The sequence below is a fragment of the Grimontia sedimenti genome, assembly GCF_011045095.1.
In the GTDB taxonomy this organism is placed as follows: Bacteria; Pseudomonadota; Gammaproteobacteria; order Enterobacterales; family Vibrionaceae; genus Enterovibrio; species Enterovibrio sedimenti.
Window position 1 is genome coordinate 49988 of the sequence record NZ_JAALDL010000010.1, and the last position, 26290, is coordinate 76277.

The following is a 26290-nucleotide window of genomic DNA, read 5'->3' on the forward strand; positions in this document are numbered from 1 at the left end:
AGACCTTTTGCCACTTTATGTGACGACGCCCGGCCAACAGAAACTGGTTTCACTAAAACCAATTGAACAAAAAACCAGACACCATGTCGTGAAATCTGTCCCGCCCGTTTAATACACCGACACACGAAGCCGTATCCGTGGTCGCAAGAAAATACTTAATTTCGAGCAAGGTACGCCACATGGCATCCATTTCTGGCACAAATACAAATGACAATGTCATCGGCACCAGCGACGATGACGAAATATACGGTCTACTAGGTAACGACACCCTGCGTGGTTATGAGGGTAACGATAAGGCTTATGGCGACTCATCGCCTGAAGGTATAGCCACCTTATCTCCAGACGCTAATGGTTCATATGCCATTCAAGAAGAGACATTCATAAGCGTGACTTTGTCACAATTTAGCTTCCCCGCTGGTGAAGAGAAAAGCTTGGGCTACGCCATTTTGGACGCAACCGGAACTATCATCAGCCGTGACATCATTGTAGATTATGTCAGCTTGGCGGAGCGCGGCTCGGCGCTCGATATCAACGTACCTGGTGGCGCAAAGCTGGTTTTCTTCACCATGCCTGCCAGCCAATTAACCAACTTTGAATGGCGCCCACTCGATCTTAATGACGTCGACACCAATATTCCGTCATCAAGTGTCACCATCGAAGTTGAAGAAATCAGCAGCGACACCAGTACACATGGCAATGACAGCCTGTATGGCTATGAAGGTGATGATCGCCTGTTTGGCGAAGGTGGCGATGATTTTCTCGTTGGCGCAGACGGCAATGACGTGCTTTCCGGTGGCGATGGCAACGATACCCTGTGGGGTGGAAATGATGATGACCACCTTCATGGTGGCAATGGTGACGATACGTTGCGCGGACAAAATGGCACCGACAAACTGGAAGGCGGCGCAGGTGATGACACGCTGTACGGTGGCCAGGGTAATGATGAGTTACTGGCAGGTGAAGGTGCTGACCTCGTCTTTGGTGAAGATGGTGACGACTATATCCGCGGCGGCAGTGGTGACGACGAAATTTGGGGCGATGCCGGCAACGACGCTATTCGTGCCGATGAAGGTGCCGATTACATCGATGGCGGAACCGGTGACGACCAGATTTTTGGCGGTAACGGTGACGATGAAATCTATGGTGCCACAGGCGATGATGACCTTCGAGGAAATGGCGGCAATGATGTCATCTACGGAGAAGAGGGCGATGATTTCCTGCGCGGTAATCGTGGGAATGACTATCTAGACGGCGGCGTCGGTAATGACACCCTCTACGGCAACTTGGGGAGTAACACCTTACTCGGCCGTGAAGGCAACGACTATCTGTTCTCTGGCTGGAACAGCTTTGACAATGTACTGGATGGCGGCGTCGGCGAAGATATTCTGATGGGCGGAACCAATTCCGACACCCTGATTTTCGATGTTAATGATTTCCAAGGGCAAATCCGCACACTTTCCAACGGAAAAGAAGTCAACAAGCACATCTATGATGCAGCAACAGGCTTTGATGTCATGAAAATTTCAGGCACCGTGCATGCTGATTTCACGGGTGCGACTTATCAGACTACGCCCGGTGTGACCGGTAACGTCATTGCAGGTGTTGAAGCCACGATTGGTGGCAATGGTGACCAAACCGTTACCATTAACATCCATGAGATTGACGCGCAGTCAGACACCATCGACCGGGACGATTGGCAGGGTTTTGTGGCTTGGCTGGGAGAGGGTGACGACACCCTGAATCTTACCGGTGTGCTATGGCAATACGAAGCCTCCGGCACGTCCAACGCTGACATCACCCCCGCGATGATAGAGAAAATGGGTATAACAACAGCCCAAGCCGCAGATTTACAAGCTTATGTCTTCACCGATATCCGCGATGGTGATCAAGTGACTATTTGGACTGATGCTGAAAACATCACTTATCTTGGTACGGATATCGTCTGATATCAGCCAGCTTTATTAAAGGGCCAGCCAACGTGCTGGTCTTTTTTATCTCTGTGGACTCACGCAAAAGTCGTGAAATGAACTTAAACTGAAAAGTAGCGTTTATGTTATAAGTCATTTGTGTATCAATAGAGACGATAAGAGCCACGAATATGATGAAGAAAGGCTTGTTGAATAATCCGATGAAGCTGGCGATAGCCGCCATGATTCCCCTTTTACTTGCGGGCTGTTTTGAGAGCAACCGCAGTACCGCTCAGCTTTGTGAAAATTACCCTCAGATCTGCCAAAAGCTCAATGTTCGTGATGGTCAGTGTCGTCACGAGCGTACTGACCTCATCTGGAAGCGCTATGACGTCGTCAAAAAAGATTCTGACCTGAACAAATTTGATGAACTGCTGCTAACCAAGAAGTACGCCAAGTGTATGGAGCTGGCCGCACAGATTGAAACCACCACGCTGAAATCGAAAAAGACACTGCGCACGGAAGCTCTCTTCCACGCCTATGACGCTATCGACAAACTTGAACAGCAACTTAAATCTTCTTACCAGCCTTCCATTATTTACTACCGTTGGACACAGGGTGACAACGAAGCACTCGAACAATTCTTGAAGTTGGAAGAAACCGAATACCTCAACACCCCAGAGTTACAGCTTGGACTTGCGACTTACTACGTCGATAAAGACAAAGAACACACGATCAAACTGCTATTGAAAGCCCTCTCCTATTATGATGGCCGCGCTGGCGAAACACGTGAAAAGGCGATTCCAGATGTGGTTAAATCTCTCGCAACGGCCAACCATTCTATTGGAAAGCTCGATGAAGCCTACCTTTGGGCACTGGTTGGCGGAGAGTTGGGACTGCCAATCGCTAAAGAAGCACAGCTTAAATTGCTATACCCAATGGCAGATTCAAGACGTGCAACCATTGCTGACATTGCAAAAGATATTGCGTCTGAAATCGAAGATGGAGATTTTGAAAAAGGGCTACTGATGCAGCTTGCGACATTGGGTGACCCGACCTGATAAAATGCCACCTCTTACAACCGAAAAAGTGCGCCGAGAGCGCACTTTTTATTTTCTGATACGCAATGAATTTCATCTTTTGCTTTCGTCGCTCTGCTCAGAAAAAGTCATCGCCACAGAATTCACACAGTAGCGTTGCCCTGTTTCTGTGGGGCCGTCGTCAAACACATGCCCCAGATGGCTGTCACAGGCGGCACATCGGATCTCGGTTCTTACCATTCCATGGCTTTGGTCTTCCAGATAACGAACCGCACCTTCTACCGCCAAATCAAAGCTTGGCCAGCCGCATCCAGAGTCAAATTTTGTACTCGAATCAAATAAAAGAGCATCACAGCAGACGCAGTGATATGTTCCTTTCTTATGATTGTGTAATAAAGCACCAGTATATGGCGCTTCTGTATGTCCCAACCGACAGACCTTATATGCCTCTTCAGACAGAGACGCTTTCCACTTATTATCTGATGTCATGACTTCCTCTTGTGCGGGAAATTTCTCTTTACGGCAAACCGGAATTTGGCAAAAGATTTTTTACCTGCTTATTACTCTGAGTACCACCCCGGATAATAAGCTTCGCCCGTCAGGTCACAGCTTCAGCGGTCTGCTGACTTTCACCTCATCAACAATGGCTTACGCGCAGCGTCAACAAACTCGTTTTCGATTCTCAGTTTTCGCACTTACCGAACGGCATATTGTCACCATACTTGTTTAGCGAAGCAGATATGCGCCTTAAAGAGTATGACAGATGGCGTTGTACAAATATCAAGCTAGGGTGTTTTACGGGAATATTTCAAATATTTTGTAGCACATTCAAATATTGTTTGGGCGATGTAAAAATAATCCGTACTAATTTTTGACTTTAAGCAATTTAGATGGGTTTTTTGCTTGCATGGGTGGTACCGATTCTGTAATTTTACTACCAATTTCCTTTCACTAGATATTAAGTTGTGGAGCAACATAATGACTATCAAAGTAGGTATTAACGGTTTTGGCCGTATCGGCCGTTTCGTTTTCCGTGCATCTGTTGAGCGTAACGACATCGAAGTTGTAGCAATCAACGACCTGATCGACGTTGACTACATGGCATACATGCTGAAGTACGATTCAACTCACGGTCGTTTCAACGGTACTGTTGAAGTTGTAGACGGTAACCTGGTTGTTAACGGTAAGACTGTTCGCGTAACAGCTGAGCGTAACCCAACTGAACTTCAGTGGGACGCAGTAGGCGTTGACGTTGTTGCTGAAGCAACTGGTATCTTCCTGACTGACGAAACTGCACGTCAACACATCACTGCTGGTGCGAAGAAAGTTGTTCTGACTGGTCCATCTAAAGACGCAACTCCAATGTTCGTTATGGGTGTTAACCACGAGACTTACGCAGGTCAAGACATCGTTTCTAACGCTTCTTGTACTACTAACTGTCTTGCGCCAATCGCGAAAGTACTGAACGACAAGTGGGGCATCGAGTCTGGCCTGATGACTACTGTTCACGCGACTACTGCAACTCAGAAAACTGTTGACGGTCCTTCTGCGAAAGACTGGCGTGGCGGTCGTGGTGCTTCTCAGAACATCATCCCATCATCAACTGGTGCAGCTAAAGCAGTTGGCGTAGTTCTTCCAGAACTGAACGGCAAACTGACTGGTATGGCTTTCCGCGTACCAACTGCAAACGTTTCTGTTGTTGACCTGACTGTTAACCTGAAAGAAGCTGCTTCTTACGCAGAAATCTGTGCGGCAATGAAAGCTGCTTCAGAAGGCGAGATGGCTGGCGTTCTGGGTTACACTGAAGACGAAGTTGTTTCTCAAGACTTCATCGGTGAAGTTCAAACTTCAGTATTCGACGCAAAAGCTGGCGTTGCTCTGACTGACAAATTCGTTAAAGTTGTATCTTGGTACGACAACGAAATCGGTTACTCAAACAAAGTTCTGGACCTGATTGCTCACATCTCTAAGTAATCATTCCGGATTGCCGTTAAGGCATGAGTGACAAAAAGGCGGCTGATGGCCGCCTTTTTTGTACCTGAATTTTTGTAGCAAATTTTCAAAAGGCACCTTGATGGACGTAAAACAGCTCCCTACCCTTGCTGTTCTCTCTGACTATGTCACTGTCTGCGAACTGGACGGTTTAAAAGTCGTTCGTGTTATTCATCCGAAAGCCACCGCTGCGATTTCCTTGTTTGGCGGCCACGTGCTGAGTTTCACGCCGACCGGCAAAAAAGAAACCATTTGGATGAGTGGGAAAGCAGACTTTACCGGTAACAAAGCTATTCGTGGTGGCATTCCTGTTTGCTGGCCTTGGTTCGGCAAAGCCGCAGAACCTTCTCACGGTTTTGCACGCACCAGCGAATGGACGCTCAACGAGCACCGCGAGAATGATGAAGGCGTGATCATCAGTCTGACGCTGTCTGACACCGCCGAAACCCGCGTTATCTGGCCTCATGCTTTCCATGCAGAACTTCTGATGGAAGTCAGTGACACACTCAAAGTCAGTTTGGTCTCAACCAATACTGGCGAAAGCGCCATGCAAATTGGCGGTGCACTGCATACCTACTTCAACATAGGTGACATTCACCAAACCACGGTTTCCGAACTTGGCAATGAGTACATTGAAGCGGGTGAGCGTAAGCCAAGCACAGGCAAAACGACGTTCGAAGGCGAAGTTGACCGTATTTACCCTCAAGCAGCTGACACTGTGATAATTGAAGATGCTGCGAATCAGCGCCGTATAGAGGTCAGTAACCAAGGTAACAACGGTGTTGTCGTCTGGAACCCGTGGCAAACGCTTGCCGAAGGCATGGCTGACATGGAAGACGACGGATTTTTGACCATGGTTTGTGCAGAATCTGCTGTTTACGACAGAAGTGTGACGCTCCAACCTGGCGAAAAACACACGCTCTCAACCGAAGTTATTTGTAAATAAATCGTTAACTAACAGCGATTTCATTGAAGCCGGAACCTTGGGGTTCCGGCTTTTTTATTTTCTGGCACGTGCAATGCAAGTTCTTCTTCACGTTCACGAAGAGGCATTCATCAAACAGGTGCCAAAGTGAGCGTTTGTGGAAGTCCTAACTGTGACGGACGTTGGAAACCCAGAAAGTGGCGTCTCGTTGGTGAGAATTCGCTCTTGGGAAGGGATCGGTAGAACAATTCCCTGTGTATATACGGTTAAGTAGCGATATTCACACAACCCAATCCTGAAAGGCTGAATACAAAGCCTTATCACAAAAGGGAAAAATATTGAAAAAACAAGTAATTCAACCAAGCAAATTGATCAGTTGCGACTAGTCTTAAAAGAGTGAGGATATGAAAGCAACTGCGCCGATATCCTTTCTAATTGATAACAGCACGATTTAGGGGGCAGGACCATGAGTATTTTCGACCACTATCGTCAGCGCTACGAACAAGCAAAAGACGAAGAGCTGAGCCTTCAAGAATTTCTGGACCTTTGCCGGGAAGACCGCAGCGCTTATGCAAATGCGGCTGAGAGGCTGTTAATGGCCATCGGCGAACCTGAAATGATCGACACCGCGCTCGATCCTCGCTTGAGCCGTTTATTCTCCAACCGCGTCATCTCGCGCTACAAGACTTTTGAAGACTTTTACGGCATGGAAGATGCCATCGAGCAAATCGTTTCCTACCTCAAGCATGCTGCTCAGGGTTTGGAAGAACGCAAACAGATTCTCTACTTACTTGGCCCAGTGGGCGGTGGTAAGTCTTCACTGGCTGAAAAACTCAAAAGCCTGATGCAGAAAGTGCCGGTTTACGTGCTGACTGCAAACGGTGAACGCAGCCCAACCAACGATCACCCTTTCTGCCTGTTTGATGCCGCGGAAGACGGCGCATTGTTGGAAAGTGAATACGGCGTTCCTCAACGCTACCTGCGTACCATCATGTCACCTTGGATTGCTAAGCGCTTGCATGAGTTCGGTGGCGACATTACCAAGTTCAAGGTTGTTAAAGTTCGTCCTTCCATTCTTGACCAGGTTGCAGTTGCGAAAACAGAGCCAGGTGATGAAAACAACCAGGACATCTCCTCACTGGTCGGTAAAGTCGACATCCGTCAGCTTGAGCATTTTGCGCAAGATGACCCAGATGCTTACAGCTACTCCGGTGCGCTGTGTAAAGCGAATCAGGGTCTGATGGAATTCGTTGAGATGTTCAAAGCCCCCATCAAAGTGCTTCACCCATTGCTGACAGCGACGCAGGAAGGTAACTACAACGGTACTGAAGGCCTTTCAGCCCTGCCGTTCGACGGCATGATCCTCGCCCACTCGAACGAGTCAGAATGGCAAACCTTCCGTAACAATAAAAACAACGAGGCATTCCTCGACCGTGTATACATTGTCAAAGTGCCTTACTGTCTTCGTGTTTCTGAAGAAATCAAAATCTACGACAAACTGCTGGAAGGAAGTGAGCTGGCTAACGCACCTTGTTCGCCCAGCACGCTCGATATTCTCGCCCGTTTCAGTGTGCTGTCGCGCCTGAAAGAGCCTGAAAACTCCAGCATCTTCTCGAAAATGCGCGTCTATGACGGTGAAACGCTGAAAGATACGGATCCGAAAGCCAAATCTTACCAGGAGTACCGTGACTATGCGGGCGTTGATGAAGGCATGAACGGTCTTTCTACCCGCTTTGCGTTCAAGATCCTCTCCCGCGTGTTTAACTTCGATCATTCTGAAGTGGCGGCAAACCCTGTGCACCTGTTCTACGTGCTCGAGCAACAAATCGAGCGTGAGCAGTTCCCACAGGAAATTGCTGAAAGGTACCTGGAAAATCTCAAAGGTTACCTGATTCCGAAATACGTCGAGTTTATCGGCAAGGAAATTCAGACCGCTTATCTCGAGTCCTACTCTGAGTACGGCCAGAACATCTTTGACCGCTACGTGACCTATGCAGACTTCTGGATTCAGGATCAGGAATACCGCGATCCAGATACAGGCCAACTGTTCGACCGCTCTGCACTCAACAGCGAGTTGGAGAAAATAGAGAAGCCTGCGGGCATTAGTAACCCTAAAGACTTCCGTAATGAAATCGTGAACTTTGTCCTTCGCGCACGTGCTAACAACGAAGGTAAAAACCCGGTTTGGACCAGCTACGAAAAACTTCGCACTGTTATCGAGAAGAAAATGTTCTCGAACACCGAAGAGCTGCTCCCGGTCATTTCCTTCAATGCTAAAACGTCGACCGAAGAGCAGAAGAAACACGACGACTTCGTCGCCCGTATGATGGAGAAAGGATATACCCGCAAACAAGTACGCTTGCTGTCTGAGTGGTACTTGCGTGTGCGTAAATCCTCGTAAGACTGTCTAGGGATGTATTGAAATTACGGGGGGCTTATGGCGCATTTTATTGATCGAAGGCTCAACGGGAAAAACAAAAGCACGGTGAACCGTCAGCGTTTTTTGCGACGTCACAAGCGACAGATTAAAGAGTCTATTGCTGATGCTGTAAACAAACGTTCTATCACTGATGTGGATAGTGGTGAAAGCATCACTATCCCTTCCCGGGACATTCGAGAGCCAGTATTCCGACAAGGCAAAGGCGGACAGCGTGACGCTGTCCACCCTGGCAACGACCAATTTATCCCCGGCGACCGTATTGAACGCCCACCTGGCGGTGGACAAGGCGGTGGCGCGGGAGAAGGTCAGGCAAGCCCAGATGGCGAAGGTCAGGACGATTTCGTTTTCCAGATTTCGAAAGACGAGTACCTGGATTTACTGTTCGAAGATCTGGAACTGCCAAACCTTAAAAAGAACCAGATGAACAAGCTGGTTGAGTGGAAAACCCACCGCTCCGGTTTCAAAGCAACTGGTGTGCCGGCCAACATTGCGATTGTGCGTTCGCTTCAGAACTCTTTGGCACGTCGAACCGCTATGTCAGCAGGCAAACGCCGCAAACTTCGTGAGCTTGAAGCGGAACTCGAAGCGCTGAAAAGCACCGAGCCAGGGCAGCCGCTCGAAGAGAAACGTCTGCTGGAAGAAATTGATGAACTCAAGGCTAAGATTGCGGCCGTACCTTTCATCGACACTTTCGACCTACGTTACAAGAACTACGAGAAGCGCCCACAACCGAGTAGCCAAGCAGTTATGTTCTGTCTGATGGATGTGTCAGGTTCAATGGATCAGGCCACCAAAGACATCGCCAAGCGCTTCTACATTTTGCTCTATCTCTTCCTGACCCGAACCTACAAAAACGTGGAAGTGGTGTTTATCCGCCACCACACGCAGGCGAAGGAAGTCGACGAACATGAGTTTTTCTACTCACAGGAAACGGGTGGCACCATAGTGTCCAGTGCACTTCGACTGATGAATGACATTGTGAAAGAGCGTTATCCGTCTAATGAGTGGAATATCTACGCCGCACAAGCATCAGATGGCGATAACTGGGCGGATGATTCACCGGGTTGTCGCGAGTTGTTGGAAAAGCAATTGCTGCCGGTAACACGTTACTACGCTTACATTGAAATTACCCGTCGAGCACACCAGACACTGTGGCGAGAGTATGAATCAGTGGCAGAGAGCTACGAAAACTTTGCCATGCAGAACATTCGCTCTGCCGACGACATTTTCCCAGTCTTCCGGGAGTTGTTTAAGAAACAGGTGAGCTAACCCCTCACCTCTCTTTCCGGGTTTGAGATCCAAGGAGGACGCGATGGCAGTCGCAGCAAAAAAGAAAAAGAAGACGCTCAGTGATGGTCCTGACTGGACGTTTGAGCTGCTAGAGAACTACCACACGGAAATCAAACGTGTGGCGGAACACTACCGCCTCGACACCTATGTGAACCAAATTGAAATCATCACTGCCGAGCAAATGATGGATGCCTACTCAAGTGTGGGCATGCCTATCAACTACAACCATTGGTCTTTCGGCAAAAAATTCATCGAAACAGAGCGCGGTTACAAGCATGGTCATATGGGCCTTGCCTATGAAATCGTCATTAACTCCGACCCTTGTATTGCCTATCTGATGGAAGAAAACACCATCACAATGCAGGCACTTGTCATGGCGCACGCCTGCTATGGTCACAACTCTTTCTTCAAAGGCAACTACCTGTTCCAGACATGGACGGATGCAGGCTCCATCATCGATTATCTGCTTTTTGCCAAAAACTACATCAGCGAGTGCGAAGAGAAATACGGCGTGGATGAAGTAGAGAAGCTCCTCGACTCCTGTCACGCACTGATGAACTACGGCGTGGATCGCTATAAACGACCACAGAAGATTTCGATTGCCGAGGAAGTGGCGCGTCAGAAATCCCGCGAGGACTATCTGCAAAGTCAGGTCAACGCGCTTTGGCGGACTATTCCAACCAGTGAAAAGGTGCGTGAGAAAGCCGTTGATCGTTTCCCCTCTGAGCCACAGGAAAACATTCTCTATTTCTTCGAAAAGCATGCACCTCTGCTGGAGTCTTGGCAGCGTGAAGTGATTCGTATTGTCAGGAAGGTCAGCCAGTATTTTTACCCGCAGAAGCAAACGCAGGTGATGAACGAAGGCTGGGCGACATACTGGCACTACACCATACTTAACCACCTTTACGATGAAGGACTGGTCACAGACCGTTTCATTATGGAGTTCCTGCACAGTCACACCAATGTGGTTGCACAGCCGCCCTATAACAGTCGTTTTTACAGTGGCATCAATCCATATGCGCTGGGCTTTGCGATGTTTCAGGATATTCGCCGTATCTGTGAAGATCCCACTGAAGAAGACAAATACTGGTTCCCTGAAATCGCAGGCAGTGATTGGCTGGAAACCTTACATTTCGCGATGCAGAACTTTAAGGATGAGAGCTTTATCAGCCAGTTCCTGTCACCCAAAGTGATGCGAGACATGAAGTTCTTTGCCATAAATGACGATGACAGACAAAACTTCATCGAAGTGACCAGCATTCATAACGAGGAAGGTTACCGCCAGATCAGGGAGAGGTTATCTGCGCAATACAACCTCAGCAATCATGAGCCTAATATCCAGGTATTTGATGTGGATCTACGAGGCAATCGCTCGCTGACCTTACGTTACGTGCCGCATAACCGCATCCCGCTGAACGATTCCTACGAAGAAGTGCTCAAGCACGTTCACCGTTTGTGGGGATTTGAGGTGGTACTGGAGGAAGAACTGCCGGATGGTAAGAGTAAGATCATCTCAACCTGCCCAAAGCGTCCTCAGTTTGATCCTGACTTGATACCGGGAAGCTAACGAGACTCTCACGCACAAAAAAACCGCCAGAAATGGCGGTTTTTTTCAGGAAAAACAGGATTAAGCTTCTTCCTGCTCCATCAATTTTGCAATCGTGTCACGGTTAGAGAACCAAATCGCGCCGCTTTCACGACCATATTGCTTGATGCGATCTGCCACATCCAAATGACGGCCCTCATTCGTGATAACCAGCAAATCACGGTAGAACTGAATCGCCAGCTCACAAGCACGCTTGTCCATGAAGTAGTAACCACCTACGCGGGAGTAGATTTTACGCATGCCATTCATGGTCAGTACGTAAACTTTGTTGCCTGAGCGTTGCGCCATGCCTTGGAATAACATGTAGTCAAAGTGGTTGAATGCACGACCACGGCAAACTGCTTCACAGGTGTCTTGATCAACCTTACCGAAGGTATCGTAAATTTTCTTCACGTCCTGCAGGATGGCGTCTTTTTCTTCAGCGGCTTCAATGAAGCTCGCAAAGCTGTCACTTGCCAGCAGGGCTTCACAGCGACCAATCACTTTCTCTATCAGATCTGCACAGATTTGCGGGTCATTTTTCACCGCATAACGCATGTAAACGCCACTGATGTCCGTGCGTGCTGACAGCAGGTTTTCCAACACACCGTGAACGTCTTCACCCTCTAGGGTAACCAGCGTATCAAGGATGTTGAGACCTGATGTGTTCATGTAGTCATTCACGCGCGTCGGCTTACCATGTTGGATGGTCAACCAGCCATCACGAGCCAGGCGCTGTAGCACCTCTCGAAGGGTTGTACGTGTGACACCAATCAGTTCTGACAACTCGCGCTCTGCGGGAAGAATAGAGCCTTGAGGAAAGTGATTATTCCAAATGCTCTCGATGATATATTTCTCAGCAAAAGTTGCCGGGCTATCCGCCTTAATAACCATTGAGTGTTGTTTCCAGGTTGCTTCTTATCTTGATTAATAACTCATCATACCACTTATCCTCGCCACCTAGAAACCTAAGAAGGGTATCGTTTGCGCCCATTTGACCTCGATTTGACGGGCGCACATCACAGTTAGTTAAATTTGCGTCGCAGCTAAACAAGGTCACAGTGGGGTTTCATTGTCACAACATGCACTTTTATGCGCGTTTTAAACCACAAAAACTGACCAGCTACCAATTTTTCCAACTCTTCACGCGCGGCATTGATGAAAAGAAAGACGATTGTTTTCTGCTGCGCGTTATCCTTGATCACCATCACTGTATACAACCAATCCCATGCATAGAATAACGGCGCCCAAATGTTACAGGATATTTCAAAAGCCCTGGGTTGGAGTCGCGTTTTTTCGTAACATACTCCAGTAATTTAATTAACATGCAACGGATTGTTGACTGTTTGAAAAGTCGCTGTATTGTGTGCTCCGAGTTTGCCTATGCGATGGGTTTCAGCGGTACTTTTCGTCGATAAATCGACGTTTAGGGGTCAGATTCCAAACATTTCAACAAAAATTGAAATTGTGTAATTTTACCGCCGCCTGTCGCAACAGAGCGTTTACATCTTCATTTCAAGCCTCCATAGAACTTGCTTTTATAAGAAACAGAGACATATACATGGCCATTACGCTAAGGAATGCTTTCATCAAGAACTTTCTCGGTAAGGCGCCCGACTGGTACAAAGCGGCGATTATTGCGTTCTTGATTATCAACCCAATTGTTTTCGCTATCGATCCGTTTATCGCGGGTTGGTTGCTTGTAGTGGAATTTATTTTCACTCTGGCGATGGCACTTAAATGTTACCCACTTCAGCCGGGCGGCTTACTGGCTATCGAAGCCGTAGCCATTGGGATGACCAGCCCAGCCACGGTGAAACACGAGCTGGTTGCGAACTTCGAAGTTCTGTTGCTGCTTATCTTTATGGTGGCGGGCATCTACTTCATGAAGCAGCTACTGCTGTTCATCTTTACCAAAATCTTGCTCGGTATTCAGTCGAAAACGCTGTTGTCTCTAGCCTTCTGTTCTGCAGCCGCATTACTTTCTGCATTCCTTGATGCGCTGACCGTGATAGCTGTTGTTATCAGTGTGGCAGTTGGCTTCTACTCTATTTACCACCGTGTTGCATCAGGTAAAGACTTTCAATCCAACCATGACCATACCTCAGACGAGTCTGTTCGCGATGACCTAAGCCGCGATGACCTTGAGAATTACCGTGCATTCCTGCGCAGCCTGCTGATGCATGCTGGTGTCGGTACCGCACTGGGTGGTGTAATGACCATGGTAGGTGAACCTCAAAACCTGATCATCGCTGAAAAGGCAGGTTGGCAATTCGGTGAGTTCATCGTCCGCATGTTGCCTGTTACCTTGCCGGTTCTGTTCTGTGGCTTGGCGACCTGTGCATTTGTCGAAAAATTTGGCCTGTTTGATTACGGTGCAAAACTGCCTGAAAACGTTCGCCAAATCCTGGTTGAGTTTAACAACGCCGAGCGTGCGAAGCGCACCAACTATGACGTGGCGAAGCTTGTTGTTCAGGCGATCATTGCAGTTTGGCTGGTGATAGCACTAGCCATGCACTTGGCTGCGGTTGGTTTGATTGGCTTGAGCGTTATCATTCTGGCGACCTCTTTCACCGGCGTTATTGACGAGCACCACATTGGTAAAGCTTTCGAGGAGGCTCTGCCGTTTACTGCACTATTGGCGGTTTTCTTCTCAGTAGTTGCTGTTATCGTCGACCAAGGTCTGTTTACTCCAGTGATCAGTGCCGTTCTGCAACTGGAAGGTGGTGCGCAGCTCACTATGTTCTACATAGCGAACGGCTTGCTCTCTATGGTGTCAGATAACGTATTCGTTGGTACGGTTTACATCAACGAAGTTAAAGCAGCTCTGATGGATGGCATCATTACTCGTGAACAATTTGAGCTTCTCGCTGTCGCAATCAATACCGGTACTAACCTTCCGTCTGTGGCAACACCTAATGGTCAGGCTGCGTTCCTGTTCCTGCTGACATCAACCCTGGCTCCGCTCCTGCGCTTGTCGTACGGCAAGATGGTTTACATGGCGCTGCCATACACCGTCGTCATGGGTCTGGTAGGTCTCGCAGGTATCGAATTGCTGCTGCTTCCAATGACGGAGTGGTTCTATGACGCGGGTTGGATCACACTTGGCACGGTTGAAGCGGCTGGTGCAGTGAGTACAGGCCATTAAGGCTTGATTTCCAGCTCCGTAACTTTTTGAATAGCAAAGTCCCGCCTTCGGTGGGGCTTTGTCTTTTACAACGGATTCGTATTCTATGTTGTCGTATTTCAACGAAATATCCCGTGGGCGTGGCGCTTGGTTTCTGCTGATGCTGTCGGGTTTAATCCTCGAAGGCTGCGCGCTGTTTTTCCAACACGTGATGGACTTGGCGCCTTGTGTCATGTGTATCTATGAGCGTGTCGCCATGCTGGGAGTGGTTGGTGCTGGTCTCATCGGTATGATTGCTCCGCAAAACGCACTGGTGCGCTGGTCAGGACTGATTGCCTGGGGTGTTGCGACAGGTTGGGGGCTTAAACTTTCCATCGAACATGTCGGCTACCAATTCCCGGATCCGAACGACCTGTTTGGTGCGACCTGCGATATCTTTGTTTCTTTCCCTTCTTGGGCGCCATTGAACCAATGGGTTCCATGGATGTTTGAAGCCAGTGGCGATTGCAGCAAGATTGTTTGGCAATTCCTGACACTGTCTATGCCTCAATGGCTGGTCGTGATTTTCGCAGCCATGCTGGTTGTGTTGGCGGTTGTTGTGTTGTCTCAGCTGTTTGGCAAGCGCGAGCGCCGCCTCTTCTAGTTGAAACCATCACGTCGATAGAATCATAAAAAATCCCAGCCTTGGCTGGGATTTTTGTTATTTGCTTTTCAGTAGTGCTACCAAGGGCTTATCTGCATCACTAAAGGTATAAGCATCCAACTCTGATTGGCTTACCCATGCCTTTGCCTGATGGCAATGCAGGGTCAACTCACCTTCTACCAGCTTACAGCGGTAGCTTTTGAGTAGTATCGATTTGGTCGGATAATGGTGGAGTGTTTCGGTGAGATACTCACCAACCTCTACCTTAATAGACAACTCTTCCAATAGTTCTCTGGCTAAAGCCTCTGGCTCAGTTTCTCCGCGCTCTACTTTGCCACCAGGAAACTCCCAAAGACCGCCTTCATGATCAAAGCGCTGGGTAATGAGAATGCTATCACCGTCAGTGAGTACACCGGCGACAACCAAAATTGGAGAAATCGTCATCACTTACCGCAGCACTTTTTGAATTTCTTTCCGCTACCACAAGGGCATGGGTCATTACGACCAACAGTTTTGTACGGGTTCACAGCACGAGCACCGGAACCCTGCTGCACTTCATCCGCCGCCAGCGCCACTTCGTTAATCATCAGAGGTAGTTGCTGGTAGTACTTTTCTGGCGATGGCAGTGCAGCCAGTCCTGCTTCTTTCATTTGGTCCAGCGTACCTTGCTCGTCATGAAGGAAAAGCATGGTCGTCATCAGCGCCGAAAGCATACGACGACTGCCGTCAGACACTTTGATCTCTTGCCATGCCGGTTCAATGTGAGGCCAAACAGCGAGAAAGCCTTCGGCAAAAGCCTGATGATTCTCATTACGTGATGCGTCGAGTGACAACTCTACAGGCAGTTCGTAGGTGTGCTTCATCAGTGCCACATACTGCTGCTCAAATCGCAGCATCACCGCCTTTTTCTGCTCAGTGGTCATTGGCTCTACATCGTCTTCGTCCATTCCACCTGTCACCAGAATAGGCAACCAGCTATTTTCTGGATCCAAAGGTGCCGGAGACAGGTTCGCAGCCAAAAGCGCACCTTCAATAAAAGTGGCTGGCATACCTTCCCAGTCACTTTGTAATTCGACCATCGACGTCATTGTGGTTCTCTAAAGATGTAAAAAACGGATCATAACCCAAAACGCCCATCACCGCTGATTTTCGACTTCTCCTTATGAAAACAAGGTCATTTTTTGACCGGTAGAACTACGCGACAAATCGAATAATTGGTCTAAGGCGTTGAATAGTTTTGCGCAAACCGTGGTAGTCTAGCCACAATTGATTTTAGAGGACTTTCTGTCAGTGCCATCGTCTCGAAGTGTCATTATCGCCGGTGCGACCGGCTTGGTAGGTGACGAGTTATTACATCAATTACTGGGGGATCCTGATGTCTCCCACATCCACGTTGTAACGCGACACCCTGTCGCTGTGGTCTCTGAAAAAATCATTGTCCATCAAAGTCCTGACCTTTCAGTCACTCACTGGCAACCTCATTGGCCAGTGCCACTTCAAGGGTATATTTCCTTAGGTACAACCAAGAAGCAGGCAGGCTCGAGAGCGGCACTGGAAGAGGTGGATTATCACCTTGTGGTCAAAGTCGCACGTATGATGGCCGTCGTCGGCGTAAAGCATCTGGCCGTGGTTTCCAGTATGTTGGCTCACCCTTGGTCACCATCCCATTACCTCCGCTGCAAAGGTAAAATGGAGCGTGCTCTTTCAGAGATGGGTTATGAACGCCTTTTGGTGGCACGTCCCGGACCTTTGGTTGGGGAACGTGAAGAACCAAGAAAGGATGAACAATTCCTGCAGCGAATCATGCCGCTGCTGAACCCATTCCTTGCGGGTCCTTTGGCAGATTTTGAGCCTGTAGAAGCCGTGCGTGTTGCGCGCGCCATGATCTCAGCGCTGTCCGAACAGAATTGGCCTGGACGCATCGACTACCGTATTTTGCCGGGCCGGGTGTTGAATCAGTATTAGATTTTTGGAACAGAGAATCCAAAGAGAAAAGGCAGACTTCGGTCTGCCTTTTTTATGTTTCTTGAAATCAATTTTTAATTAGGCAAAGCTCTCAACAGCAGCCTGACGCTCCACATTGTTGAGGGTGCTGATGATTTCACCCAGAATTTGTTGTTTGTCTTTAAGCTGGCGAATACGTACAAACAGCTCTTTCGCTTCTGGATATTCAGCCTGCAGATAGCGGAACCATTGTTTTACTCGGTTCGGGTAGTACATACCCTTGTCACCACGAATTTCAAATTCTGAATAACGAACCAAGAGCATCAGCACTTGATGCCAAGACATCGGTGCATTATCGGCTTTAATGTGTGCCGCAAGATTCGGCATATTCAGCGCGCCACGGCAAACCATCAAGGTTTCACATCCCGACACTTCCGCACATTTTAGCGCGTCATCTCGACACCAAATATCACCATTGGCAATCACTGGAATCGATAAGCTCTTTGCCAAATCACCGATCAAATCCCAACGAATAGTCCCCGCCTTGTAAGCATCTGCTTTGCTGCGACCATGAACGACAATTTCATTAGCGCCGCCAGATTGCACCGCATCGGCAATTTCACGATAGGCAGAGACATCATCAAAGCCCAGACGCACTTTGGCGCTGACCACTTGATCGGAAGGCACCGCTTCGCGAACGGCTTTCACCACCTGATACATCAGCTCAGGTTCTTTCAGAAGAGCCGCCCCACCTTTGTTGCCGTTTACCGTCTTGGATGGGCACCCAAAGTTAATATCAACCCCAGACGAGCCGAGTTCCGCCACCAGTGCGGCGTTTTCACCCATGTATTGCGGAGACTGACCCAGCAGCTGAACACGTACAGGTGTGCCTGACGGTGTCTTGCCACCATTTTCCAGTTCAGGACTTAGCTTGTAGTAGACACGGGGAGGCAGTTTCGCATCGACGACACGCACAAATTCGGTCACGCAAAGATCGTAAGGGTTAATCTCTGTCAGCATTTGACGCATCAGAGGGTCAAGCACGCCCTCCATTGGGCCAAGGGTCAACTTCACAGGAGTTAACCTCGACGGCTAGGGTGATTGATGATGTGGTCTTCCCAATCAATCACGTCGATTTCGTAAACCACTTTCTCGCGTACTGATTCGTTAGCAGCATGCATGGCCTCTTTCGACCCGGTAATGAGTGGGTGCCAGGCTGGGAGTGGTTTATCTTCTGCCAGCAAACGGTAAGCACAGGTATCCGGAAGCCAATAGAACTCTTCAATCTTCTCGCGAGAAGCTTCAGGCAGTCTTCGTCATAGCTGAAACGGTTCGGGTAGTCTTTGCACGAACAAGTTTTATCATCCAACAGACTGCAAGCAATATTGGTGTAGTACAACTCCTCGGTGTCTTCATCGATCAGTTTATGAAGACAGCACTTACCGCAACCGTCGCACAGCGATTCCCACTCTGCGTCAGTCATTTCAGTCAGTGTTTTTTGTTCCCAGAAAGGCGTTGTCATGCTTACCCGTTCCTGCCAGTCAATCTTGATAAAGGCGCTCGTTATACCACCCAGAGCAGAAACTGCAAGCGCAAGGCGAAATACCTGCGCTCAGCGACTGTCAATCAAGGGCTTATGGGCGATGACCATCAACACTTTGCGTTTACTCAGCGTGAGTGATACTGTGCGCGCCCACGATTGGATTATAACCAAATAACCCGTTCATTGAGGCAGAGAGATGACTGATACCGCTGTAAGCTGTCGTTTAGGCTGTGGTGCTTGCTGCATCGCGCCAAGCATTTCTTCGCCTATTCCAGGTATGCCCAATGGAAAACCGGCCGGGGTCCGTTGTATCCAATTGAATGAAGAGAATCTTTGTAAGATTTTCGGCCAGCCTGAGCGCCCTGCCGTGTGTGGGCAATTCAAAGCTGACCGGGATATTTGTGGCAGTACCAATCAATATGCGATTGACGTGCTCACAGAGTTGGAATCATTAACTTAACCGCGTTCGGCGATCTCCTCAGGGGTTAGCTCTCGAACAACCTTCGCGGGATTGCCAACAGCAATAGAGTTGTCAGGAACATCTTTGGTCACCACACTGCCCGCGCCAATGACACAGTTCTTACCAATCGTCACACCCGGCAGAACAATCACACCGCCACCTAACCACGCATTGTCACCGATGCTGATGGGCAAACCGTATTCAACCAAATCATAGACACGGCGTTGAACATCCAATGGATGTGTTGCCGTCAAAAGCTGCACATTGTTCGCCATCATCACACGATGACCAATAGTCACAGGCGCGACATCCAAAATGGTGCAGTTAAAGTTGATAAAAACATTCTCACCAAAGGTCACATGAATGCCGTAATCGCAGAAAAATGGCGGCTCGATATACACTGAGTCGGGCGCGTTTGGCAGCAAATCACGCTTAGCCCTTTTCCAATCGTCACTCTCAGGCACACTTTGGTTAAAGCGACGCATGGCTTCACGGCATCGCATTTTATCTGCCACCAGCTCTTCATCACTCGCGCGATAAAGCTCACCACTTAGCATTTTTTGCTTCTCGGTTTTCATTTTTTGTCCTTTGTACCGACACTGTTAAAGCCGAACAGTAACTTATAGATAGAGCACAATGCTGAGATCCCGGTTCTTTTTCTTACTATTTGCTGCCTTGCTAGTTGGGTGTACTACACCACACCAAACTACCCTGTTCACTCAAAATGGGGCAACGTGCGAAAACCGCCTCTCTGCGTATTACAAGAAAGTAGAACATGAGCGTGATTTCAAACTGCCTTACCATCAGGATTTACGCTTCCCTCATCTGGCTTTTGACCGTTTCAGCACTTCCTTTGTTGGAGAGCTATCTAGCGCTTCTGCGCAAGCTCAATGGCTCGCCTATGTGGGACATAAAGGGAAAGAGCAACTTGATGTCGCATTGGCTTTAACACCCGTCGATACACGCCATCAGATTGAGTTGAAGCAATGTCAGCAGCAGTTGCTCGAGGAAACCATCGAAAATTCCCGCTTTTGGGGAGAATTGGAGAATTCCCCCCCTTCTGTACCGACAGCTTACGAGCATTGGAAGCGAGTGGTAGGCGTTTACCCAGTTGCCACTCTTGTCGCCGAAGGACAAATCGAAGATGAACAGGAGCGCATCAAGGCAGATTTTGGCAGAACGCTGAAACACCCTTTCCGTTATGGCGAGCCACCAACACATTTGACGCCGCAAAAAGTGAAAGCCATGTTCGAAGAAGCAAGTCGCTATTCCTCACTGCAATGGCCTTTGCTCACCAGCGATGAATCTGAGGCGTTACTCGATAGGTTCTCACCTCTGTTTGTCGTCGAAACCTTATCACCCAATGACATCCCCGGCGCGCTGACGCTTGATGGCCAAGACAGGATATTGATCAATACCCAAACGCCCGTTATTTACCGCTCCGTCACCTACACCCGTTTTCATGGGAAAGTGCTCCCTCAACTCAATTACGCATTGTGGTTCCCAGCCAGAACCGCAAAAGGCCACATCGACCCGTATGCAGGAGAGTTTGATGCGGTGAATGTGCGCATCACGCTGGGTGAAGATGGTGCTCCACTGATTCTGGATTCCATTCACCAATGCGGTTGCTATCACATGGTGTATGCATTGAGCCCAACACTATGGTTTACAGAGCGCGATGACGAAAAGCCAATCCAGAACTACCTGTTCCCAACTACAGACAACGGTCGTTTTGAAATCAGTTTAACTGGCGGAGAACACATGATAAGCGCGATTCATGTTACTGATAACATTCAACCCGATATCACGCTTCAGGCGAGAGAAATCAAAGAGACACTGATGCTTTCGGATAGCACAGGAATGAGGCAAAGCCCTTTTGATGAATTCGGCATTCTGGAACAAAGTCTTCGCGGTGAGCGTTGGTTCCTGTGGCCATTTGGCGTGCGCTCACCCGGTGCAATGCGACAACATGGTCAACACGCTATCGCCTTCATTGGAGAGCGCCACTTCGATGATGCTTTCATCCTAGAAACCCTGTTATACCAATCACAGTAGGTAGCTGATCAGAAATAGAGCAGGAAAAATGCTCGAGAACAAGGCGGAAAATTTCGATAAGTAGTTATTCTACAATCAAATTTTTCAACACAGTTATCGAGCATTTTAACAAGCTAGGATGAGCAGATATTTACTACGATTGGTATTAGATAAGCACTAACAAAAAAGCGAGCCCAATGGCTCGCTTTTCAAGGTTCGTTCATCAGTATTAATGAACGTGGCCGTGTTCGATTTCTTCGGCAGTTGCTTCACGCACTTCGCGGATAACGCCTTCAAATTGGAGTACGACACCCGCCAATGGATGGTTGCCGTCAATCGTCACTTCATCGCCTTCAATCGCGATAATCGTCACTTGGATATTGCCTTGTGGGCCTTGGGCATTGAACACCATACCCACGTCCAATTGATCTACGCCCTGGAATACACCGCGCTCAACTACTTGAATCAACGCTTCGTTACGCTGGCCGTATGCATCGTCTGGTTGAATTTGAACGGCAAACTCCTCACCTTCAGAGCGACCTTCCAGTGCTTTTTCCAAACCCGGAATGATGTTTCCTGCACCGTGCAGATACGCTAAAGGATCTTTGCCTTCCGACGTATCAATCAGCTGTCCTTCTTCGTCTTTTACCGTGTAGTCGATTTTTACGACTTTGTTTTCTTCAATCATCTTGCCATCCTTTGTCGGCAGCGAATTTACGTATCGTACCTTTACGTCGGGCAATCGGCGCAAAGAGTTGTCAAGGACGAAACGTCAAAGACAGATACCAGCTCATCCCTTTGACTGTAACACAGAGAGCAAAGCACTAAAAAAATCGACCCGGTTACAGCGTTTTGATTACTAAAAACGTGAACTTAGGCCGATATCATTGATTTTAATAGCCGAAAATTAACGCCACAGCGCCTTGATGGGATGGTCACGACCAAAACGGTGTGCGATTTGCGCCTGAAGCAACTCGGCAGTTGCAATCGCATCCGTCAGCGCGTTATGTCCTTGATAAAAAGGTAAGTTGTAACGACGACGGCTGTCTGCCAACCGAATAGATGTCAGTGGCTTTTTCATTAGACAGGACCAGAACTTCTGGAAAGGTTTACGGTAATACCAGGATTCAATCTCCAGAGTATCCACCACTGGAAACAACAAGGTTTCACCCAAACGGCTTTTGACTGCTGCCTCGATAAAATCACGCTCGATGCGACGGTAATGCACCACCACAATCTTCCCTTCCAAAGAAGCCAGTACTTCTTCCAGAATACGGCGTAAGTCCGGCGCATCACTCACATCCGAGTGGGTAATACCGTGGAAAACCACAGAATCGTCTTCCAGCGGTTTTCTCGGTTTCACAATCCAATGCTTGGCTTCGCGGCAATGAATACGGTTAAGCGTAAAAGGCACCAAACCAATGCTGACAATGTCGTTTTTACTGGGATCCAACCCCGTGGTTTCCAGATCCAGCGCAACGAACTCAACCTCAGACACTGGGGTGTCACCATTTACGACACCTGCTTCGTAAAAACGCTTCAGCAGAGGCACCTTGGCTTTTTGCTTCAATCGTTCATTGAGCGTTGACCAGTCAGGACCCACCTTGACGTCTTTTGCACCGTTTTTAGGTTCAAGAATTAACACTACATGCCCCTAATTACTGCGATTTGGCTGGTAACGGTACTTGAGGAACTTCTGCGCGTTACTCATGATCTGGAAAGCATCTTTGAGGTTGCGGCGCTCGAATTCAGAGAGATTCTCCGGCTCGATGTTGTTATCAGGCTCAATCTCCTGCTCCACATCAATAGCCTGATGGCGAATACGAACCATGGAGATGAACTCCATCGCATCACGGATATCTTCACCACGGCCTTTCGGCAAAATGCCCGCTTCGATGATGTCGTCCAGACGCTCAAACGAGTTCTGTGAGCGGGAACCCACCGCCAATGCGTGAACACGGATCAGATCTGCCAGTGGTGCGGTGCCACGGCGTTTCAGGTTCATTGAGTTTTTGTGTCGACCGTCCTGCTCCATCACAAAGCTCTTGAAGAAACCAAGAGGTGGCGTTCGGTTAAGAGCATTGCGGGCCATACAGGCAAGGAATCGGTTATTACGCTTCGCACGTCGGGAAACAAATGCTTTGAGTGTTTCCGCCCAATTCGTTGCGCCGTAAACACCATCAAGATCGAAGAAAATATTGCTGTTCAATAACGACTGAGGGTTAGGATGATCAATCCAGTCAGCAAAGGTCTCTTCCCATTCTGCGCGGGTTTTACGCCACTCAGGGTTAGTCGCCATGATGTTACCGGTACAGTAGCTGTAACCGCATTGCGCAAGGCCATCACTCACAAACTTTGCAAGGCTCACGAAGTATTCTTCATGCTCTGCAGGATCGTACTTGTCATCCAGAATCAGTGCGTTGTCCTGATCGGTCACAATCAGTTGTTCATCACGTGCCATTGACCCCAGTGCAAGGAAACAATAACCAATAGGTGGTGGGCCATACTCTTCTTCAAACAATTCAAGGAGGCGCTGCTTAAAGCTTCTGCCTATCACCGCCATCGCAGAACCAATCATATGTGAGTTGGCATCTTCTGAAACCATACGGGAGAAACAGGCGGGTACATCTTTGGATAAAGCCGCCAGATCCTCAACGGTTTGCTGACGGAAGATACTACTCACAATCACCAAACTGCTCTGGGATTCGTAACGCACGATATCAGACAGTGCAACCACCCCCACCGGCTTTTGATTTTTAAGGATGGGCAAGTGATGCAGGTTGTTACGAAGCATGGTCAGCATGGCTTCGAATACATAGGCATTGTGATCGAGCGTGATAATTTGTGGAGTCAGAATCTCAGTAATCTGCGTCTCATAAGGTAAGCCAGGAGCCACCACGCGGGAGCGCAAATCCCTGTCGGTAATGATGCCTGCAATGCGCTCCTGATCAACACCTTCATCGTCCTCTTCTACGGTCATCACCAGCAGTGAAGACACGCCTTCATCAGTCATGATTTGCGCAGCATGACGAACGGAAGACTCACAATCCACAGTGACTGGGTCGCGCAGAATCAGGTTAGTCACTTTGGAGGTGGTCAGGTCATTGCTGTCACGATGGCTCTCCACCGCCTGACGCAAACGGGTACCATCTTCCACTTCCATAAAGTCAGAGAAAGCCTCGTAACGTTCACTGAGGTCATCGAAAACCGTATCGGGAATGAAATAGACCAGGCTGTCTTCTATCGCTTTGGCCGGGAAACGAACTCTGCGATTCATCATCAACCCCCACTGCCCAAAGGTTCCTCCTTCAGACAAACGGTTGAATAGCTCCCCTTTACGGCGATAAATTTCAACCACACCACTTCTGACAATACACAGGTCCTGAATCGGCTGGCCGTATTCGTAAATCTGGGTATCTGCACGGAAATAGGAGATTTCTACCTGCTTGGCAACTTCGTCCACTTCCTCTTCAGGCAGTTCATCAAACGGGGCATGTTGTTTGAGAAACGCTGCGATTTCTATTTGTTCCGCTTCCATTACTTCTCAATCTCTCAGTGAGCGTTCTTATTCGAATCACTCTAACTACAAACCAGACAAAACGGGGCAGACGTTGAGTGTCTGCCCCGTTTCAGTTAGCTATTGAATCACCTAGCTTCTCGGTTCAGACATCAAGCCTTTGATGACCGAGACACAGGCAACCAGCAAAACTATGGTGAACGGGAATCCGGTTGATACCGCCATCGCCTGCAAGGCAACGAGACCACCACCCAGCAGAAGCACAATGGCAACCAGTCCTTCAAACGTACACCAGAAAACTCGCTGTGGTACAGGTGCATCTACCTTACCACCAGCAGCGATAGTATCGATAACCAGTGATCCTGAATCTGATGAGGTCACAAAGAAAACCACCACCAGAACGATACCGATAAATGATGTGATCGACGCCAATGGCAATGCATCCAGCATAGCGAACAATTGCAGCGGTAGTGCCGCTTCCGTAACCGCGGTGTAGCCATCATTCACCAGCTGGCTGATGGCAGTTCCGCCGAATGCGGTCATCCAAAGCACACACGCCAGTGATGGGATCAGCAGTACACAGACGATAAATTCACGCACCGAGCGGCCGCGGGAAACACGCGCAATGAACATACCAACGAATGGGGACCATGAAATCCACCACGCCCAGTAGAATGCCGTCCAACCTTGCGAGAAGTTAGCGTCTTCCCGCCCAAACGGATTCGCCAGCGCAGGTAGGTGCTCAACGTATGACGCGATGTTGCCAAAGAAACCAGTGACAATCGCCAGCGTCGGCCCCATCACGATCACGAAAAGAAGCAGTGCAATCGCCAGCATCATGTTGATTTCAGACAAGCGCTTCACACCTGCGTCCAGACCCGCCATGACAGACACCAACGCCAGCGCGGTAATCAAGATCACGAGCACAATTTCAGTGGTAGTGCCCAGTGGAACACCAAACAGGAAGTTAAGACCTGCTGCTGCCTGAGACGCACCAAAACCAAGAGAAGTTGCCAAACCAAACAGGGTAGCTACCACAGCGAGGATATCAATCACGTGACCGACCCAGCCCCATACGCGCTCCCCGAACAACGGATAGAACACAGAACGCATGGTTAGAGGCAGGCCCTTGTTGAATGAGAACAGTGCCAAGCCTAATGCCAGAATCGCATAAATCGCCCAAGGATGGAGACCCCAGTGATAGATAGTGGCCGCCATCGCCAAATCTTTCGCTGCTGCCGCATCACCGGCTGCAGCACCAAGCGGCGCCCAGTCTGTACGCACGCCGTTTTCAACAGAAGTACCGCCAAATGCAGATGCGTAGTGTGAAAGCGGCTCAGATACACCGTAGAACATCAGGCCGATACCCATACCTGCTGCAAACAGCATGGAGAACCAACCGGCATAAGTGTAATCTGGCGTGGCTTCAGTACCGCCCAAGCGCACTTTACCTAAAGGGCTCACCACGAGTACCAAACAGACGATCACGAAAATGTCGCCCGCAGAAAGAAAGAACCAATCCAGGTTTGATGTCAGCCAGCTTCGAATATCACCAAAAACTGGGGCAACATCTTTTTGAAAAGCGAGGGTGACGAAGACGAACAATACGACAGCAAGGCCTGAAATCAAGAATACGCGGTTGTGAATATCCAGCCCTAATGGCCCGATCTTCATGGCAATGTTGTCTTGCCCAACCTGATAATCTGTGTCTATGGGGTTGACGTCACCATCCGGTTTCATCAACTCTTCATGACTTTTATCGCTCACAGTAAACTCCTTAATCCGTTTAGCGAGTTAAGCAGTCAATGGCGTTGAATATGCAGGGTGAAACAACAGAAAACGA

23 protein-coding genes and 1 pseudogene are annotated in these 26290 nt (G+C 48.8%); 13 read left to right on the forward strand and 11 right to left on the reverse strand.

Annotated features, from left to right (window positions below):
• Positions 1–179: 179 nt before the first annotated feature.
• Positions 180–1946: a calcium-binding protein gene (locus G5S52_RS13775; RefSeq protein WP_165014757.1), complete on the forward strand. Its 1767-nt coding sequence runs from the start codon at positions 180–182 to the stop codon at positions 1944–1946.
• A 155-nt stretch (positions 1947–2101) separates the two neighbouring features.
• Positions 2102–2968, forward strand: a complete 867-nt coding sequence (locus G5S52_RS13780; protein WP_165015041.1) for a DUF2989 domain-containing protein — start codon at positions 2102–2104, stop codon at positions 2966–2968.
• Positions 2969–3040: 72 nt separating this feature from the next.
• Here the strand turns inward: G5S52_RS13780 and msrB are convergent, their stop codons facing one another.
• Positions 3041–3436 carry a peptide-methionine (R)-S-oxide reductase MsrB gene (gene msrB / locus G5S52_RS13785; protein WP_165014760.1) on the reverse strand — a complete coding sequence of 132 codons (396 nt, stop codon included), beginning with the start codon at positions 3434–3436 and terminating at the stop codon, positions 3041–3043.
• A gap of 489 nt (positions 3437–3925) precedes the next feature.
• Here msrB and gap point away from each other — a divergent pair, with 489 nt between their 5' ends.
• The 5 genes from gap (at position 3926) to G5S52_RS13810 (ending at position 11161) form a co-directional block, all read left to right on the forward strand.
• A complete protein-coding gene (gene gap, locus G5S52_RS13790) occupies positions 3926–4921 on the forward strand; it encodes a type I glyceraldehyde-3-phosphate dehydrogenase (RefSeq protein ID WP_002541068.1) in 996 nt (331 codons plus the stop codon).
• Between the two features lie 100 nt (positions 4922–5021).
• A complete protein-coding gene (locus G5S52_RS13795) occupies positions 5022–5885 on the forward strand; it encodes a D-hexose-6-phosphate mutarotase (protein WP_165014763.1) in 864 nt (287 codons plus the stop codon).
• A gap of 445 nt (positions 5886–6330) precedes the next feature.
• A complete protein-coding gene (locus tag G5S52_RS13800) occupies positions 6331–8265 on the forward strand; it encodes a PrkA family serine protein kinase (RefSeq protein ID WP_165014766.1) in 1935 nt (644 codons plus the stop codon).
• Between the two features lie 36 nt (positions 8266–8301).
• Positions 8302–9573, forward strand: coding sequence for a YeaH/YhbH family protein (locus G5S52_RS13805; protein WP_165014769.1), 1272 nt, complete (start codon positions 8302–8304; stop codon positions 9571–9573).
• Positions 9574–9616: 43 nt separating this feature from the next.
• Positions 9617–11161: a SpoVR family protein gene (locus tag G5S52_RS13810; RefSeq protein WP_165014772.1), complete on the forward strand. Its 1545-nt coding sequence runs from the start codon at positions 9617–9619 to the stop codon at positions 11159–11161.
• Positions 11162–11221: 60 nt separating this feature from the next.
• On the opposite strand, the gene fadR is transcribed toward G5S52_RS13810, so the two are convergent.
• Positions 11222–12073: a fatty acid metabolism transcriptional regulator FadR gene (gene fadR, locus G5S52_RS13815; protein ID WP_165014775.1), complete on the reverse strand. Its 852-nt coding sequence runs from the start codon at positions 12071–12073 to the stop codon at positions 11222–11224.
• 667 nt (positions 12074–12740) lie between these two features.
• Between fadR and nhaB the strand changes: the two genes are divergently transcribed.
• Together nhaB and dsbB are read left to right on the forward strand one after the other, a co-directional pair.
• Positions 12741–14327, forward strand: coding sequence for a Na(+)/H(+) antiporter NhaB (gene nhaB, locus G5S52_RS13820; RefSeq protein WP_165014778.1), 1587 nt, complete (start codon positions 12741–12743; stop codon positions 14325–14327).
• An 85-nt stretch (positions 14328–14412) separates the two neighbouring features.
• Positions 14413–14949, forward strand: a complete 537-nt coding sequence (dsbB, locus tag G5S52_RS13825; protein WP_165014781.1) for a disulfide bond formation protein DsbB — start codon at positions 14413–14415, stop codon at positions 14947–14949.
• 57 nt (positions 14950–15006) lie between these two features.
• Here the strand turns inward: dsbB and G5S52_RS13830 are convergent, their stop codons facing one another.
• Both G5S52_RS13830 and G5S52_RS13835 read right to left on the reverse strand, forming a co-directional pair.
• Positions 15007–15393 (reverse strand): (deoxy)nucleoside triphosphate pyrophosphohydrolase, encoded by a 387-nt coding sequence (locus G5S52_RS13830; RefSeq protein ID WP_165014784.1) that lies wholly within the window; start codon positions 15391–15393, stop codon positions 15007–15009.
• Positions 15393–16037 carry a YecA family protein gene (locus G5S52_RS13835; RefSeq protein ID WP_165014787.1) on the reverse strand — a complete coding sequence of 215 codons (645 nt, stop codon included), beginning with the start codon at positions 16035–16037 and terminating at the stop codon, positions 15393–15395. Before G5S52_RS13835 ends, G5S52_RS13830 begins: the two co-directional genes overlap by 1 nt.
• Positions 16038–16239: 202 nt before the next feature.
• Between G5S52_RS13835 and G5S52_RS13840 the strand changes: the two genes are divergently transcribed.
• Positions 16240–16914, forward strand: a complete 675-nt coding sequence (locus tag G5S52_RS13840; RefSeq protein WP_165014790.1) for a Rossmann-fold NAD(P)-binding domain-containing protein — start codon at positions 16240–16242, stop codon at positions 16912–16914.
• Positions 16915–16992: 78 nt separating this feature from the next.
• Here the strand turns inward: G5S52_RS13840 and dusC are convergent, their stop codons facing one another.
• Both dusC and G5S52_RS13850 read right to left on the reverse strand, forming a co-directional pair.
• On the reverse strand, positions 16993–17967 hold the full coding sequence (dusC, locus tag G5S52_RS13845; protein WP_165014793.1) for a tRNA dihydrouridine(16) synthase DusC: 975 nt from the start codon (positions 17965–17967) through the stop codon (positions 16993–16995).
• 5 nt (positions 17968–17972) lie between these two features.
• Positions 17973–18415, reverse strand: a pseudogene (locus G5S52_RS13850) (YcgN family cysteine cluster protein).
• On the opposite strand from G5S52_RS13850, the gene G5S52_RS13855 reads away from it, so the two are divergent.
• Together G5S52_RS13855 and G5S52_RS13860 are read left to right on the forward strand one after the other, a co-directional pair.
• Positions 18320–18574, forward strand: a complete 255-nt coding sequence (locus tag G5S52_RS13855) for a hypothetical protein (RefSeq protein WP_165014680.1) — start codon at positions 18320–18322, stop codon at positions 18572–18574. The pseudogene G5S52_RS13850 and the gene G5S52_RS13855 overlap by 96 nt on opposite strands.
• 58 nt (positions 18575–18632) lie before the next feature.
• On the forward strand, positions 18633–18896 hold the full coding sequence (locus tag G5S52_RS13860) for a YkgJ family cysteine cluster protein (protein ID WP_002541050.1): 264 nt from the start codon (positions 18633–18635) through the stop codon (positions 18894–18896).
• On the opposite strand, the gene G5S52_RS13865 is transcribed toward G5S52_RS13860, so the two are convergent.
• Positions 18893–19474, reverse strand: a complete 582-nt coding sequence (locus G5S52_RS13865; RefSeq protein WP_165014796.1) for a sugar O-acetyltransferase — start codon at positions 19472–19474, stop codon at positions 18893–18895. The two genes, G5S52_RS13860 and G5S52_RS13865, sit on opposite strands and share 4 nt — an antisense overlap.
• A 58-nt stretch (positions 19475–19532) precedes the next feature.
• Here G5S52_RS13865 and G5S52_RS13870 point away from each other — a divergent pair, with 58 nt between their 5' ends.
• The gene (locus G5S52_RS13870) at positions 19533–20951 is read left to right on the forward strand and encodes a hypothetical protein (protein ID WP_165014798.1); all 1419 of its coding nucleotides are present in this window, start codon (positions 19533–19535) and stop codon (positions 20949–20951) included.
• A gap of 208 nt (positions 20952–21159) precedes the next feature.
• On the opposite strand, the gene G5S52_RS13875 is transcribed toward G5S52_RS13870, so the two are convergent.
• From G5S52_RS13875 to G5S52_RS13890, 4 genes are all read right to left on the reverse strand, one after another.
• Positions 21160–21618 (reverse strand): FKBP-type peptidyl-prolyl cis-trans isomerase, encoded by a 459-nt coding sequence (locus G5S52_RS13875; RefSeq protein ID WP_002540880.1) that lies wholly within the window; start codon positions 21616–21618, stop codon positions 21160–21162.
• A gap of 219 nt (positions 21619–21837) precedes the next feature.
• Entirely contained in the window at positions 21838–22575 is a 738-nt protein-coding gene (locus G5S52_RS13880) for a 3'-5' exonuclease (protein WP_046307202.1), read from the reverse strand.
• 9 nt (positions 22576–22584) lie between these two features.
• Positions 22585–24468, reverse strand: a complete 1884-nt coding sequence (locus tag G5S52_RS13885) for a DUF294 nucleotidyltransferase-like domain-containing protein (protein ID WP_165014800.1) — start codon at positions 24466–24468, stop codon at positions 22585–22587.
• Positions 24469–24579: 111 nt separating this feature from the next.
• Positions 24580–26214 carry a BCCT family transporter gene (locus G5S52_RS13890; protein WP_165014803.1) on the reverse strand — a complete coding sequence of 545 codons (1635 nt, stop codon included), beginning with the start codon at positions 26212–26214 and terminating at the stop codon, positions 24580–24582.
• Between the last annotated feature and the right edge of the window lie 76 nt (positions 26215–26290).

Coding starts and splice junctions, on each gene's coding strand:
- G5S52_RS13775 (WP_165014757.1), top strand. CDS start 180: ATGGCATCCATTTCTGGCACAAATACAAATGACAATGTCATCGGCACC.
- G5S52_RS13780 (WP_165015041.1), top strand. CDS start 2,102: ATGAAGAAAGGCTTGTTGAATAATCCGATGAAGCTGGCGATAGCCGCC.
- msrB (WP_165014760.1), bottom strand. CDS start 3,436: ATGACATCAGATAATAAGTGGAAAGCGTCTCTGTCTGAAGAGGCATAT.
- gap (WP_002541068.1), top strand. CDS start 3,926: ATGACTATCAAAGTAGGTATTAACGGTTTTGGCCGTATCGGCCGTTTC.
- G5S52_RS13795 (WP_165014763.1), top strand. CDS start 5,022: ATGGACGTAAAACAGCTCCCTACCCTTGCTGTTCTCTCTGACTATGTC.
- G5S52_RS13800 (WP_165014766.1), top strand. CDS start 6,331: ATGAGTATTTTCGACCACTATCGTCAGCGCTACGAACAAGCAAAAGAC.
- G5S52_RS13805 (WP_165014769.1), top strand. CDS start 8,302: ATGGCGCATTTTATTGATCGAAGGCTCAACGGGAAAAACAAAAGCACG.
- G5S52_RS13810 (WP_165014772.1), top strand. CDS start 9,617: ATGGCAGTCGCAGCAAAAAAGAAAAAGAAGACGCTCAGTGATGGTCCT.
- fadR (WP_165014775.1), bottom strand. CDS start 12,073: ATGGTTATTAAGGCGGATAGCCCGGCAACTTTTGCTGAGAAATATATC.
- nhaB (WP_165014778.1), top strand. CDS start 12,741: ATGGCCATTACGCTAAGGAATGCTTTCATCAAGAACTTTCTCGGTAAG.
- dsbB (WP_165014781.1), top strand. CDS start 14,413: ATGTTGTCGTATTTCAACGAAATATCCCGTGGGCGTGGCGCTTGGTTT.
- G5S52_RS13830 (WP_165014784.1), bottom strand. CDS start 15,393: ATGACGATTTCTCCAATTTTGGTTGTCGCCGGTGTACTCACTGACGGT.
- G5S52_RS13835 (WP_165014787.1), bottom strand. CDS start 16,037: ATGACGTCGATGGTCGAATTACAAAGTGACTGGGAAGGTATGCCAGCC.
- G5S52_RS13855 (WP_165014680.1), top strand. CDS start 18,320: ATGAAGACAGCACTTACCGCAACCGTCGCACAGCGATTCCCACTCTGC.
- G5S52_RS13860 (WP_002541050.1), top strand. CDS start 18,633: ATGACTGATACCGCTGTAAGCTGTCGTTTAGGCTGTGGTGCTTGCTGC.
- G5S52_RS13865 (WP_165014796.1), bottom strand. CDS start 19,474: ATGAAAACCGAGAAGCAAAAAATGCTAAGTGGTGAGCTTTATCGCGCG.
- G5S52_RS13870 (WP_165014798.1), top strand. CDS start 19,533: ATGCTGAGATCCCGGTTCTTTTTCTTACTATTTGCTGCCTTGCTAGTT.
- G5S52_RS13875 (WP_002540880.1), bottom strand. CDS start 21,618: ATGATTGAAGAAAACAAAGTCGTAAAAATCGACTACACGGTAAAAGAC.
- G5S52_RS13885 (WP_165014800.1), bottom strand. CDS start 24,468: ATGGAAGCGGAACAAATAGAAATCGCAGCGTTTCTCAAACAACATGCC.